At 71.2% G+C, this 13,378-nt stretch carries 11 protein-coding genes; 1 reads left to right on the plus strand and 10 read right to left on the minus strand.

Annotation, left to right across the window (positions count from 1 at the left end; translation table 11 throughout):
- The 3 genes from WBP48_RS11090 to WBP48_RS11100 all read right to left on the minus strand — a co-directional run.
- The coding region (locus WBP48_RS11090) for a M20 metallopeptidase family protein (protein WP_424440391.1) at window positions 1–517 on the minus strand (517 nt) is incomplete at its 3' end.
- A 19-nt stretch (window positions 518–536) separates the two neighbouring features.
- Window positions 537–2,135 carry a hydantoinase/oxoprolinase N-terminal domain-containing protein gene (locus tag WBP48_RS11095; protein ID WP_424440361.1) on the minus strand — a complete coding sequence of 533 codons (1,599 nt, stop codon included), beginning with the start codon at window positions 2,133–2,135 and terminating at the stop codon, window positions 537–539.
- Window positions 2,132–3,244, minus strand: a complete 1,113-nt coding sequence (locus WBP48_RS11100) for a DUF917 domain-containing protein (protein ID WP_424440364.1) — start codon at window positions 3,242–3,244, stop codon at window positions 2,132–2,134. Before WBP48_RS11100 ends, WBP48_RS11095 begins: the two co-directional genes overlap by 4 nt.
- Window positions 3,245–3,318: 74 nt before the next feature.
- On the opposite strand from WBP48_RS11100, the gene WBP48_RS11105 reads away from it, so the two are divergent.
- Window positions 3,319–4,803, plus strand: coding sequence for a helix-turn-helix domain-containing protein (locus WBP48_RS11105; protein WP_424440367.1), 1,485 nt, complete (start codon window positions 3,319–3,321; stop codon window positions 4,801–4,803).
- Between the two features lie 42 nt (window positions 4,804–4,845).
- Here WBP48_RS11105 and WBP48_RS11110 read toward each other — a convergent pair whose 3' ends face one another.
- The 7 genes from WBP48_RS11110 to WBP48_RS11140 are packed head-to-tail and all read right to left on the minus strand — an operon-like array spanning window position 4,846 to window position 13,068.
- Entirely contained in the window at window positions 4,846–5,490 is a 645-nt protein-coding gene (locus WBP48_RS11110; RefSeq protein ID WP_424440370.1) for an FMN-binding negative transcriptional regulator, read from the minus strand.
- A complete protein-coding gene (locus WBP48_RS11115; RefSeq protein WP_424440373.1) occupies window positions 5,483–6,379 on the minus strand; it encodes an alpha/beta fold hydrolase in 897 nt (298 codons plus the stop codon). Before WBP48_RS11115 ends, WBP48_RS11110 begins: the two co-directional genes overlap by 8 nt.
- Window positions 6,379–7,851: an amidohydrolase gene (locus tag WBP48_RS11120; protein WP_424440376.1), complete on the minus strand. Its 1,473-nt coding sequence runs from the start codon at window positions 7,849–7,851 to the stop codon at window positions 6,379–6,381. Before WBP48_RS11120 ends, WBP48_RS11115 begins: the two co-directional genes overlap by 1 nt.
- Complete coding sequence (locus tag WBP48_RS11125) at window positions 7,848–8,645, minus strand: ABC transporter ATP-binding protein (RefSeq protein WP_424440379.1); 798 nt, start codon at window positions 8,643–8,645, stop codon at window positions 7,848–7,850. The genes WBP48_RS11120 and WBP48_RS11125 overlap by 4 nt, the downstream gene beginning before the upstream one ends.
- Window positions 8,642–10,405: a dipeptide/oligopeptide/nickel ABC transporter permease/ATP-binding protein gene (locus WBP48_RS11130; RefSeq protein WP_424440382.1), complete on the minus strand. Its 1,764-nt coding sequence runs from the start codon at window positions 10,403–10,405 to the stop codon at window positions 8,642–8,644. Before WBP48_RS11130 ends, WBP48_RS11125 begins: the two co-directional genes overlap by 4 nt.
- A gap of 3 nt (window positions 10,406–10,408) precedes the next feature.
- Window positions 10,409–11,440 (minus strand): ABC transporter permease, encoded by a 1,032-nt coding sequence (locus tag WBP48_RS11135; protein ID WP_424440385.1) that lies wholly within the window; start codon window positions 11,438–11,440, stop codon window positions 10,409–10,411.
- Between the two features lie 23 nt (window positions 11,441–11,463).
- Entirely contained in the window at window positions 11,464–13,068 is a 1,605-nt protein-coding gene (locus tag WBP48_RS11140) for an ABC transporter substrate-binding protein (RefSeq protein ID WP_424440388.1), read from the minus strand.
- Window positions 13,069–13,378 lie beyond the last annotated feature (310 nt).

Here is a 13,378-nt window from a genome sequence, read left to right on the forward strand (position 1 = left end):
GCGCGCTCGCGCTCGCCATGATCGGTCCCCCGCGGGTCACGGCGACGCCCGCCGGAGTGACGCTGTCGACATGCACGGCGTAGGCGGCGACGGGGCGTGCGCCGCCGGCATCCAGCACTCCCTCGTCGATCATCAGTCGGCCACCGGCGAAGCCCTCTTCGCCAGGCTGGAACATGAACACGACGGTGCCGGGCACCTCGTCGCGCCGGGCGGCCAGCAGTCGCGCCGCCCCGACCAGGCCTGCCATGTGCAGATCGTGGCCGCACGCGTGCATCGCGCCGTTGGTCGACGCGAACGGCAGCCCCGTCGCCTCGACGATCGGCAGCGCGTCCATGTCGGCGCGCAACAGCACGACGGGACCGGGCCTGCCGCCGCGCAGAACGGCGGTGATCGAACTGAGCTCGCGCCCGGTCTCGACCTCGAGGCCCAGACCGTCGATGGCGGACAGAAGCCGCGCCTGCGTGCGCGGCAGGTCGAGCCCCACTTCGGGATCGGCGTGCAGGGCGCGCCGCAGCATCACGAGATCGGCGAGCAGCTCAGGCACGAGCAGCCGTCCGCTCGCCGAGGCGGGCAAGCGGCCCGGCCGCCTTCACGCTGACCTTCACCGTCGGACGGTCGGTGTATGTCACGGGCGTCTCGAGAACGTCGACGACCGCGACCTCGAGCGGGTCGGCGCCCGCTTGAATCGCTCGCGCGATCGCGGTCTCGGAGGCAGCCGCGATCGCCTGCTCGCGTTCACCGAGCACCGCGAGCTGGTCGGCGCGTCCTCCGGCCAGCGCGATCGCGGCACCGACGGCGTTGGCCACGTCGCCGTGCCCGGGTCGGATGACCTCGCTCACTCCGGGCAGTTCCTCGGGCACGAGGAACCCGCCACCGCCGACGACGATCAGTGGCAGGTCGACGCGGCCGAGAGAGAGCCGCTCGACGGCCTCCTCCAGGCGTCCGTGCGCGACCTGGAGGGCCTCCCGTAGCGTGTCCTGGGTCTTCGGCGGCTGTGACGGCAGCCGGCGACCGGCGATCACCGTGTCCGCGAGAGCCGCGGCATCCGTCAGAGTAGGAGTGGCTCCGCCGAACAGCAGCCCTTCCGTGCCGATGCGGTAGCCGACCGAATCGGGTCCGACGGCACCGGTGGACGGGTCGACGATCGTGCCGCCGCCGATGCCGAGGCTGAGGATGTCGGGCATGCGGAAGTTCGTGCGTACGCCGCCGATCTCCCGCGGGAGGGTGGACTCGCGTGGAAAGCCGTGGACGACGACGCCGAGGTCGGACGTGGTTCCGCCCACGTCGATGACGATGGCGTCCTCGGTTCCGGAGAGGTAGGCGGCGCCGCGGATCGAGTTCGCCGGACCGGATCCGATCGTGAGCACGGGATACTGCGCTGCGTACTCGAGCGACATGAGGGTGCCGTCGTTCTGCGCGAAGAAGGTGACCGCATCGAGGCCCTCCTCCGCGACGACGGTCACGAGCGCCTCGGTCACCGTGCGTGCGACCGAGTAGAGCGCCGCGTTGAGCACTGTCGCGTTCTCGCGCTCCAGCAGCCCGATCGGGCCGATGTCCTGACTGAGGAACACGCGCGTGTCGGCGCCGCGCTCTGCCCGGATGAGCTCGGCCACCTCCTGCTCCTGGTCGGGGGTCGACGGGCTGAAAATGCCTGCGACGGCGACCGCGTCAAAGCCGTCCAGACCGTCGAGGAAGCGCAGGATGCCGTCGCGGTCCAGCGCCGCGATCGGGGTGCCGTCGACCATGTGACCGCCGCGGATCATCGCCGAGCCCGCGAGCACGAGAGAAGACAGCTCGTCCGGCCACCCCAGCAGCGGCGGGAACTCGGTCGCGGCCGGTGCGCCCAGGCGCACCATGGCGACCCGATCGAGTCCCCGACGGGCGACGATCGCGTTGGTCGCGTGGGTGGTGCCGAGCATGACGCGGGAGACGCGATGCCGCTTTCCGGCGATCTCGGCGAGCACCTGCGCGATGCCGGACCGAATTCCCCCGGTCACGTCCTCGGTCGTCGCCTGTTTGGTGTGTGCGAGCACCCGGCCCGTGCCGTCGAGCACGACGGCGTCGGTGTTGGTGCCTCCGACGTCGACGCCGATCGAGAGATCGCGTTCGGTGCGGGTCTCGCTGCGTGCCGTCACAGAGCCCTCCGCGCGGTCGTGGGATCGAACGGGACGTACTCGAGGTCGTAGCCGAAGGCGCGCGGGCCGGCGAGCTCGAGACCCCGGGGGCTGCGCCAGAGCGGGTCGCACGCCCAGGCGAGCACGGCGACGCGCTGGCCGTAACGCAGCGACTCGGTCGTGATCGCCTGGCCCGTCTCGGCGTCGATGATCGTGATGTTGTCGGGCACGCTCGCGAGCACCTCGCCGTCTTCGAGCACGATGAGGTTCTCGTTCTGCAGTTCGAGCCGCTGCAGCCGCCCCCGGTCCGCTCCCGTACCCGCGATCGTGACCGACCCGCGAGCGAACCCGGCTTCGGTGCGGCGGTCCAGGTCGGTGATCTTGCCGCGGAGCAGGATGACGCCGCCGACCGCCTGGGCGACGGCATCCACGGGCTCGGGGGCCTCCAGCAGGGCGCGACCGACGCGCGCCGCCGCGCTGACCGTTCCCTCGATGACGGCTCCCTTGGCGGTCTCGGCCGTCAGCGGGTAGTGCACGCCGAGGCAGATCGAACCGCTCGCGACCGTCAGAGCCCGGGCCAGGCGTTCCATCCAGTGCAGATCCACGGTCTTGATGACGGAGACGTTGCCGACGACATCACTCATGACGGCGAAGTCGCAGGGCACGCCGGCGACGTTCATCGCGACCATCGCCGCGTCCGGGAAGGCGCGCCCCATCCCGTCGCCGTCGAGCATCTTCAGACCCAGCCGGGCCGCCCAGCCGATCGGTCCGATGCCGTTGCTCCCGCCGATCTCGGCGGGCATCAGCGTCGTGATCGGCCGCCCGGCGGCCCGTTCGCCTTCGCGCATCAGGCTGTGGATCTGATGGTTCGCCGACAGCATCTCGATGCCGACGGTCGGTGCCCCGATGCCCGACATCGAGATGACCAGGTCGTCGGCGCCGAGCTCGCCGACGGTCACGACGTCGACGGGGCCGTGTTCGACGAGTGACAGCTCCGCGGCGATCTGGGCGTTGTAGACCGCCCCGCCGCCGCCGGTGCCGAAGATCGCGGTGCCCGCGGCGAGAGCGGCGACGTCGGACGCCGCAATCGACGTCAAACGAGGGGGCGCGTCGATGGGGGGTAGGGCCATGGCTTCCACCATATGGGCGCACCTGTGGTGCGCCTATGGTTCTGCAAGTCAGAGAAACGCGACATACTGTGCCCATGGCACAGCTGACGATCTCGGATCTCGTCGATCAGTCCAGGCGGTTGGGTATCCGGCACGACGCCGGCCCTTCGGGTGCCGCCGTCATCGATCGCGTCGACGTGGTTGTGTTGGGGCGCCTGAGCAGCGTCCCGCGCTCGACCCTCGTGATCGTTCCCGGCGACGAGACGCCCGCGCCGTACCGGCTCGACATCGCGTTGCGGCAGGCCAGCGCCCGGGGGCTGGCAGGACTGGTGTTCACGACCGATCTGGCCATGCCCGAGACCGCAGCCACACTCGCCGACCGCGGCGGGGTGCCGGTGTTCGCCGCCCCCGGAGTTCCCGCGGCCGACCTCGCGATGTCGGTCGATCGGCTGCTCGCCGGTGGCGCGTCGGAGGCGATGATGCGTGCCGCCGACACGATCGCATCGGCGACAGCCGCTGCCGGGGCGCCGGACGCGACAGTCGAGGCGGTGCTCGAGGCGGCGGGAGTGACGCTCGGGGCGCGGCTCGAGGTCGTCGACGACCCGACGCTCAGCTGGTTCGACAGTGACGCGGTCTGCATCGGCGAAGTGCCGGTGGGCCGGCTCGTCGCGCCTGACGGGGATGCCGCGGCATCCGTCGCCCTGCCCGTCATCGCCTCGCTGCTGTCGCGCACCGCGCAGCGTCGGATGCGGGATCGGTATGCCGGCAGCCAGTCGCGCGCAGACCTGCTCGTGGAGCTCGTGCTCGCCGAGTCGAGCCGCGTCGAGGCGTTCATGGGGCAGGCGGCTCGCCTCGGCTTTCCGCTGCATCAGTCGCACGTCGTGGCCTGGCTTCGGCCCTCCCACGCCACCGACCCGGGAGCCGCCGCGCCCCGCAGCGTGCAACCGGCGCTGGAGCTGTTCGCGCTGCAGCTCGTCGACGGTCGCGACGAGACCTGGCACGTCGCCTTCCTGCAGGACGACCTCATCCTGGTGAGCACCGAGGAGCACGGCGCTGCGGACCATCAGCGACGACTGCGCGAAGTCGGCACGCGCATCCAGGAGCATGCGCGCACCCTCGCCGGTGCCGGGTGGCAGTACACGCTCGGGCTCGGTACTCCGCAGATCGGGGCGGTGGGGCTGCGGCTCTCGGCTGCGGAGGCGCGGATCGCCGCCGAGTCCGCGATCGCGTCCGGCCGACCCGGCGGTGTCGAGCTCACCGATGTGACGGGGTTGCGGCGGGTGCTGCTGGACTTCTTCGCGTCGCCGATCAGTCGCAAGCTGCTCGCCGACATCCTGCAACCGCTCGACGCCCTCGGGCAGGAGCGCGCCACGACTGCGGTGAAGACCCTGCTCGCGTACCTGTCGCACAACAACTCGCTCGTCCATGCCGGACGCGAGCTCCATCTGCACGCCAACGCGGTCGGCTATCGGCTCAAGCGCATTCGCGAGGCACTGCAGCTCGACCTCGACGACCCGGACACCCGCTTCGCCGTCGAGCTCGCGTGCCGGGTGCGGATGCTCGGCGCGGTGGCGCGCTGAGCGTGGGGCGCATTCAGCCGGTTCGGGCCGCGCCCGGTGGGGTCAGCGGCGCACGTCGCGCATGCGGGCCGCCAGCTGCGGGTTCTCATACGGGCCGGGAGCTTCAAGGGCCGCGACGATCCGCTCGACCACCGGCGTCGGCTTGTCCTGGCTCAGCTTCTCCTTCGTGAGGGCGCGGGTGACGCGCATGCGGAACCCCACGGTGCCGTGCACGATGCGCTCCGCATACTCCGCGTTCTCGAGGGTGCCCCGCATGAGGAACGGGTTCGGCAGCGGGGCCTCGAAGCGGGCGACGAGAGCGTCGAGGACCTCGAGGTTCTCCGCGTCGGAGAGGATCTCGGGCACACCGTACAGGTGGGCGGTCGCGAAGTTCCAGGTCGGCACGGCGACCGGCACCTCGTACCAGCTCGGCGAGATGTAGCCGTTCGGGCCGTACACCACGACGCACAGCTCCTGCTCGCCGAGTCGGTGCAGGCGCTCGTCGGGACGGCCCACGTGCGACACGATGACGAGATCGTCCGCGGCGTCCCCGCCGACGGTGAGCGACTCCACCAGGAACGGGTAGTGCGACACGACGGGACCTGCGCCCCCGGCGCCGTTCGAGACCATGGTCGCCCACGGGTGGGCGCGGAGCAGGTCGGCCGCCCACGCCAGTCCACCGCCGGCGTACTGCGGGTTCTCACGCATGACTCGGGTCGTCCTCCCCGCCGTCGACGGCGTCCGCGGCCGCGGCACGGTCGGCCACGCGCACGAACGCGCGCACGAAGTCCGGCCACAGCTCGCGCGGCACGTCGTGGCCCATCTCCGGGTACAGCTGCAATTCGGCGGCCGGCAGGATCTCCGCGAGCGTCGCCGCCGCGTACGGCAGCAGTACGGGGTCCTGCAGACCGTGGATGACGATGGCCGGCGCGGTGACGGCGCCGAGCGCCTCCCGCCGCTCGAGGGGTCCGCGCAGGAGCGCGTTCCACTGTCGCGCGACGCCGTCGGGGCGGAAGCTGCGCTTGTAGTACCGCGCACCGAGCGCGGCGGACTCCTTCGCGTCGAACGCGAAGCCGGGCGAGGCCAGCTGGCGCTGACCGGCGACGAACATCGCGATGTAGGCGGCACGACCGAACAGCCGCGGCACCTTCTCGACCGGCTTGCCGTCTCCCGGCGCCGAGGCGAGGAACTCGGGAGCGCTGGATGCCGAGGTGGACATCAGCGCGAGGCTCGCCACCCGATCGGGGTGCGAGATCGCCACGAGCTGGATGATGTAGCCGCCCATCGACATGCCGGCGAGGTGTGCCCGGGCGATACCCAGCTCATCGAGCAGCGCGACGACGTCCTCCGCCATGTCGGAGAGGTCATAGGTGGCCGTGAGATCGCGGCGCTCGGCCGTCATCTGGCTGAGACCCACGTCGCGGTTGTCGGGGCGCACGACGTAGAACCCCGCATCGACCAGCTGAGCGACGAACTCGTCGTCCCACCCGATGAGCTGTGCCCCGCTGCCGTGGACGAGTACGAGAGGCCGGTCCGATGGGTCACCGTTCGTCTCGTAGTAGATCTCGACGCCGGTCTGTGTCGTGAACGCGGGCATCAGCCCTCCAGGGTGGTGTGGGTGAAGCGACCGCCGAGCAGCGTCGCGGCGACGGGGAACGTACGCAACGTGGCGCCGTCCGCGGCGCCCGACGCGAGCGGATCGGACTCCAGCACGATCAGGTCCGCGACTTCGCCGGCCACCACCGCGCGGCGCCCGCGCGAAGAAGCGGCGAGCGCGTCCCCGACGTCGAGTCGTTGCTCCGGATGCCAGGGGGGACGGCCCCCTCGCGTGCGCGAGACCGCCGCGGCGATCGAGATCCACGGGTCCAACGGTGCGACCGGGGCATCGGAGCCGAGCGCGAGGGTCGCGCCGGCGTCGAGCAGCGAACGGAAGGCGAACGCACGGTCCGTCCGGCCCCGCCAGTGGCGCCCGGCGACGTCCCGGTCGTCCACGGCGTGCTCGGGTTGCACGCTCGCGGTCAGACGGAGCCGCCCGAACCGCGCGAGATCGCTCGTGGTCACCAGTTGTGCGTGCTCGATCGTGCCGGCGATGCCGAGGCGCTCGAACACGTCGATGACCTCGGTGTTCCCGCGATCGCCGATCGCGTGGACGGCGGGCAGGATGCCCGCGGCGTGAGCGCGCGCGACGATGCGCTCCAGCTCGGCGGGGGCGACGGATTCGATGCCGAACGGATGCCGATGGTCGGCCGGGATGTCGGGATACCGATCCCAGCAGAAGGCGGTCCGGGTGTTGAGCGACCCGTCGGCGACGATCTTGAGCCGGCCCATCGTCGCGAGCCCCGAAGCCTCGAGCCGGTCTCCCGTGCGCAGCCCCCGTGCGATGACCTGCTCGAGCCGGTCGGGCCACACGCTCGCTTCGACGCGCAGCGTCGTCACCCCCGCGGCGACGCGCTCGGGCCACAACCGCGGATTGTCGGCGTTCTCGAACTCGACGATGCCGACCAAGCCCCGCGCCGCCGCCGCGGCGGCCGCGTCGCGGTAGTGCTCGAGGCGTGGCTGGGTCTGCGCGTCCAGGCGATCGAGGGTCCCGATCCACTCCGCCTCCCGCAGCACCCCGTCCGCGGGCAGTGCCGCTCCGAGCAGGCGCGCGGCGGCGCTGTTGAGCCAGCCGCAGTGCAGATCGCCGGAGACGAGCACGACCGGGCGCCGGGGAGCGACGGCGTCGAGCGCGTCGCGAGTCGGTGCGTCCGGCCACAATCCGTCGCGGAAGCCGTACCCGACGACGACCTCCTCCGTGCGGCCGGGGAGTGTTCTGCGCACGAGGTCCACGGTCTCGGCGGCGCTCGAGGCGGACGCGAGGTCGACGCGCGCCCGGGCGATCACCCACTGCGTGAAATGGACGTGGCTGTCCCAGAGTCCGGGGCGCAGGAAGCGCCCGTCGAGATCGACGACGCGTGCCGCGGGCTCCCGGATGCGCGATGCGACCCTGGTGACGCGGTCCCCGGAGACGAGCACGTCGACGGGAGCGGAGCGGCCGGGTATGCGGGCGGCGCGCAGCAGGAGGGTCATGCCGACCCGTCCAGAGCGAGATCGAGCGGCTCGCCCATCACGGGGATGGATCGCAGCAGCTCGCGTGTATAGGGGTCGGCGGGCTCGGCCAGCACCGACGCGGTCGCGCCGTGCTCGACGATGCGTCCGTGGCGCATGACGCTGACTTCGTCGGCGACGTAGCGCACGACGGCGAGGTTGTGCGAGATGAACAGCATCGTCAGCTCGAGGTCGGACTGCAACTCGCGCAGCAGGTTGAGGACGACCCCCTGCACGCTCACATCGAGCGCCGAGGTGATCTCGTCCGCGATGAGCACGCTCGGCTCCGCCGCGAGGGCACGGGCGATCGTGATGCGCTGTCGCTGCCCGCCGGAGAACGCCGCCGGCGGGTCGCCGGCGCGCGCAGGATCGATGTGTACCCGCTCGAGCAGTTCCCAGACCCGGGTGCGCAGCTGAGCACGGGGGTATTCCCGCCCGGTCGCGACCGTGCCCTCGGCGATGGAGGCACCCACCGGCATCCTCGGGTCGAGAGCGGCCAGCGGGTCCTGGAACACCATCTGCACCTGTCTGCGCGCGCGTCTGGCGGCGCGGTCGCGCGAGGCGATGTCGACGCCGTCGAGCAGGATGCTGCCGCCGCTCATCGGGGCGAGTCCCACCGCGATGCGCGCCATGGTGGACTTTCCCGAGCCCGATTCGCCCACCAGCCCATGCGTCGTGCCGGGACGCACGACGAGATCGACGGCGTCCACGGCGACCATGGCGGCCGCGCCGTGGCCGTACCGCACGCTGACACCACGGAACTCGAGTCCGCTCATCTGCGGGCCTCCGATCCTTCGTCGGCCGGCACCGTCGCGATCGACCCGGTGGGGGTCTCCGCCTCGATGACCGGGAGGGGGCGCGACCGGTCGGTCGTCATATCGGGCACGCACGCGATGAGAGCACGCGTGTACCAGTGCTGCGCCTCGTCGAGTCGGTTCACCGGGAGCTGCTCGACGACCTCCCCGCCTCGCATGACGACGATGCGGTCGCAGAAGCCGCTCACCAGTGCGATGTCGTGAGAGATGAGCACGATGGCGGCCCCGGTGGTGGTCTGCGCGTCGCGTAGCGCCGAGAGCACGCTTCGTTGCACTGTCACGTCGAGCGCGGTCGTCGGCTCGTCGGCGATGATCAGCCGTGGCGTGCCCATGAGGCCCATCGCGATCATCGCGCGTTGCCGCATGCCGCCGGACAGCTCGTGCGGCAACTGCGCGAGTCGTCGCGCGGGGTCGGGGATCCGCACGAGCGTCAGGGCCGCGAGGGCCCGCCGGATCGCCTGCGTCCTCGGCATCCGCGCGTGCACCTCGCTCGCCTCGCGCAACTGGTGCCCGATCGTGAGCGCCGGATTGAGCGAGCTCAGCGGATCCTGGAAGATCATCGCCTGCTCGAGACCCAGCCGACGGCGCTCGGCGGCATTGGGCACGGCCGTCATGTCGACGCCACGGAACACGAGGCGCTCGCTCGTGACCGCCGCCTCGGGCCCGAGCAGTCCGGCGAGCGCCATCGCGGTGACCGACTTGCCGGACCCGGACTCGCCGACGATGCCGATCGTCTCGCCCGGCTGCACGGTGAGATCCACGCCGCGGACCCGCTCGACGAGGCCGCCGGCGCCGTCGTCGAAGGCGACGCGGAGCCCGCGCACTTCTGCGACCGGGTCGGTGTCGTCGGGCTCGGCGACGCGCTCGTCCGAGCGGCGGCGGCGCAGCACCTCACGAACGCGATGCACCCGCCCCGACTCGCTGAGCACTTCGCCGAGCAGGGAGAAGACGATGCCGGTGAGAACGATCGCGATGCCGGGGCCGATCGCCGCCATCGGGTCGACGTAGATGCGGCGGGCGCCCTCGTTCAGCAGACGCCCCCAGTCGTACTCCGGCGCCTGGACGCCGAGACCGAGGAAGGACAGTGCGGCGAACGAGAGCAGGGTGACCGAGGCATGGGCGGCGGTGTTGACCACCAGGGGCGGGAGGATGTTCGGCAGCACGTGACGAGTGGCGGTGCGCCACGGTGAGACGCCGAGGATGCCGGCGGCGTGCACGTAGTCGCTCGAGGCGACCGAGGAGGCGAGCGTGGTCACGAGCCGGGCGAAGACGGGGATTCCGGCGAAACCGATCGCGAGCATGGCGCCCGTGGCGGTCGCGCCCCAGATGACGGAGAAGAACAGCGCGAGCAGCAACCACGGGAACGACAGCAGGATGTCGATGAACCCCGACGCCAGTCGTCGTAGCCGCACCGGCAGCACCGCCGCGACCACGCCCAGCACGATCCCGCCCGCGAGGGAGATGGCGGTGCCGCCGAGCGTGAGCAGGACCGACAGCCGGGTCGCGACGACGACGCGTGCGAACAGGTCGCGCCCCAGCTCGTCGGTGCCGAACGGGTGTGCGAGGCTCGCCCCCAGCTGCCGGTTCGGGATGTCTCGAGTGGTTGCGGCATCGCCGAAGGCGAGGTCGCCGAACAGCGTCGCCAGCAGCACGAGCACGACCCCTGCGAGCACCGCGATGCCTTGGGGAGTCGCGACGAGGCGGCGCAGATCTATGGTCATGGATCAGGCCTCCGCGATCGTCGAGCGCGGGTCGACCACGGCGAGTGCGAGATCGATCAGCAGATTGGCGCCGAGCACGAGGCAGGCGTAGACGAGCACCACGCCCTGGATCAGCGGGTAGTCCTTGAGGGTGATGGCGCTGACGATCGTCGAGCCGATGCCGGGGATCGTGAACACGGTCTCGATGAGCACGGTGCCGGCGACGAGGCCGACGAGGACCACGCCGCCCGCGGTGAGCACGGCCGTGACGATGTTGGGCAGGGCGTGCCGGACGTAGACGTCGCGTGGCGGCAGCCGTTTGCTGCGGGCGGTCGTGATGTAGGGCTCGTCGAGGACGCGCAGCATCTCGACGTGTACGATCCGGGCGAGGTAGGCCAGCGGGCCGATCGCGAGCGCGGCCACGGGAAGCACGACCTGGTCGGGGGAGCCCCAGCCGGCGGGCGGGAACCACTGCAGGCCGATGCTGAACACCGCGATCAGCAGCACGGCGATGAGGAAGTTGGGCACCGCGATCATGAGGCCGAGCAGGCCGGAGACCCCCAGATCCGCCATGCGGTGCCGTCCGCCGCGCGCCGACACCGCGGTGGCGACCCCGATCGGGAACGCGCCGACGGCGGCGATGAGGAAGGATGCGACGGCGAGGAACAGCGTGGTCGGCAAGCGCTCGGCGAGGATCGTGCCGACCGGGCGTCGGGAGCTGATCGAGGTGCCGAGGTCTCCCGTGAACAGCCCCTGGACGTAGCGGACGAACTGCTCGCCGAGAGGCAGATCGAGACCGAGAGCGTGGCGCAACTCCTCGACGCTCGTCGGCGGTGCCGTCGTTCCGAGCGCCGCGCGCACCGGGTCGCCGGGCACGAGTTGGACCATGAAGAACGCGGCGACGAGCACGATCGCCAGGGAGATGATCGCGCGGCCGAGCCGACGGGCCACGAACGCGAGCCGGGGGGAGGAGGCGAATGCGCGCACCCGGCTCTCTCCCGCGCCGGCCGCCGCGGTGGGCGCGGGGGCGGCGGCCGGGGCAGGGGAGAGCGTCATGCGGGTGTCCTCCAGCGGGGCGATCAGCCCAGCATCCGGATCGTCAGCGGCTGGATGGAGCCCGGGAGCTCCGCTGTGGCGCCGCTGAAGTACACCGGGATGTCGGCCTGTGCGAGCGGGAACGACTCGACGTCGTCCACGAGCACCTTCTCGGCAGACTGCCACAGGTCGCACGCCGTGTCGGCATCCGGCGCCTGGAACGCCTCGCCCGCGAGCTCCTTGTACGCGGCGTTGTCGGAGCCCTGGAAGTTGTAGCCGCCGTTCTCGGCGAAGTCGCCGAAATAGAACAGACTCAGGACGACGGGGGTCGACGGGTTGATCTGGATGAAGCCGGTGTCCCAGTTGTACACGGTCCAGATGTCCTGGGCCCAGCCGGCGGGGTCTTCCGCGACGAGCTCCGTGGTCACGCCGATCTCGTTCCACTCCGCCTGCACCTCCTCGGCGGCCGCGCCGTGACTGGGGGTGCCTGCGTCGTACAGGAAGCGGATGGTCAGCGGCTTGCCGTCACGCTCGCGCTTGCCGTCGGCGCCGAGCTCCCAGCCCGCGTCGTCGAGGATCGTGGCCGCCTGATCGACGTCGACGTCCGGCAGCGTCCACTTCGGTCCGCCTGCGGTGCACAGGTAGGGCGACTGGAAGATGAGCGAGGTGGACTCCTGGTACTTTCCGTCGGTGACCAGCTCGCCGATGGTCTCCCGGTCGAGGGCGAGCCTGAGCGCCTTGCGAACGGCGAGCTCCGAACTTGCCCGATCGGGTCGCATGTTGAAGAGCATCTGGCCGATCGGGTTCGGGACGCCCTTGGAGGCGAGTCCGGCGGCATCCAGTCTCGTCGCGTCCGTGCCAGCGATCGAGGCCGCGTTCAGGTCGCCCGAGAGCAGCAGGTTCGCCGCGGTCGACTCGTCTGCGACGACCTTTCCGACGATCGTGTCGGGCAGCCCCACGGTGTCGCTCGTGATGTCCTCGGGGCCCCACGTGTAGTCGTCGCGCTTGGTGTACTCGTACTCACTGCCCGGCGAGGCCGAGGTGAGGGCGAACAGCCCCGTGCCGTCGGTGGCATCGGCGAGCGAGTCGGGATCATCGAGCCCGGACTGGCAGACCATCTCGACGGCGCCGGTGGAGGAGAGCATGAACGGATTGTTCGTGTCGCTCGTGATCGTGACGGTGTCGCCGTCGGCTGTCGCCGACATTCCCGGGGTGATGTTGGACCCGTGCCAGAACGTCCCGTTTTCGGCGCCCGCCTGGTAGGCGATGTTGTTCGCGACCGTCTCCGCGGTGAACGGGGAGCCGTCCGCGCAGGTGATGCCGTCCTTGATCGTGTAGGTGATGGAGGTGGCTGTCTCCTCCCAGCTCTCGGCGAGCCACGGGACGAACTCGCCGTCCTCCGTCGTGAACGCGAGCGACTCGTAGGCGTACGGCACGAGCGCACGTTGCACGAGCGAGGATCCGGTCAGCGGCGAGAGGTTACCGGGATCGTCGTTGAGCGCGACCGTGAAGGTGCCGCCGGAGACGTAGTCGGCGGGATCGGCGGAGTCCCCGGTGTCGGGGCTTCCGGTGCCGCACGCGGTGAGCGCCACCGCGGCGAGAGCGCCGGTGGCCATCATGGCGGCGCCCCTGAGGTGTGTGCTGGTCATGCTGTCGTCCTTCGGGTCGGTGAGTGCGTGGAGTGGGGCAGGTCGTGGTGCGCGGGACCCGGCGGATCGCGACGCCGACGGGCGCGACGCCGCGTAGCGGGGCCATGGTTCGAGGTTAGGAACCTGCTCGGGGGCGCGACAATGTGCGCACAGCGCTAAGAATCGCGCCGCACTGTGCCGAGGACACAGGAGAGTGCAGCGTGGCCGCCCGCAGGATCTTCGTCGATCACGCACCTGTGTCCGGCCACTGGTCCGTCGTCACCCGCGGCGGTTGGGGAGGCGCTGCGAGGTGCGGAGCTTTCTCCGGCCG

This window comes from Microbacterium sp., assembly GCF_049661145.1.
In the GTDB taxonomy this organism is placed as follows: Bacteria; Actinomycetota; Actinomycetes; order Actinomycetales; family Microbacteriaceae; genus Microbacterium.

Bases quoted from the DNA above. Each gene is read 5' to 3' on its own strand.
- WBP48_RS11105 (WP_424440367.1), top strand. From the start codon at position 3,319: ATGGCACAGCTGACGATCTCGGATCTCGTCGATCAGTCCAGGCGGTTG.
- WBP48_RS11115 (WP_424440373.1), bottom strand. From the start codon at position 6,379: ATGCCCGCGTTCACGACACAGACCGGCGTCGAGATCTACTACGAGACG.
- WBP48_RS11140 (WP_424440388.1), bottom strand. From the start codon at position 13,068: ATGACCAGCACACACCTCAGGGGCGCCGCCATGATGGCCACCGGCGCT.
- WBP48_RS11120 (WP_424440376.1), bottom strand. From the start codon at position 7,851: ATGACCCTCCTGCTGCGCGCCGCCCGCATACCCGGCCGCTCCGCTCCC.
- WBP48_RS11130 (WP_424440382.1), bottom strand. From the start codon at position 10,405: ATGACCATAGATCTGCGCCGCCTCGTCGCGACTCCCCAAGGCATCGCG.
- WBP48_RS11125 (WP_424440379.1), bottom strand. From the start codon at position 8,645: ATGAGCGGACTCGAGTTCCGTGGTGTCAGCGTGCGGTACGGCCACGGC.
- WBP48_RS11100 (WP_424440364.1), bottom strand. From the start codon at position 3,244: ATGGCCCTACCCCCCATCGACGCGCCCCCTCGTTTGACGTCGATTGCG.
- WBP48_RS11135 (WP_424440385.1), bottom strand. From the start codon at position 11,440: ATGACGCTCTCCCCTGCCCCGGCCGCCGCCCCCGCGCCCACCGCGGCG.
- WBP48_RS11110 (WP_424440370.1), bottom strand. From the start codon at position 5,490: ATGCGTGAGAACCCGCAGTACGCCGGCGGTGGACTGGCGTGGGCGGCC.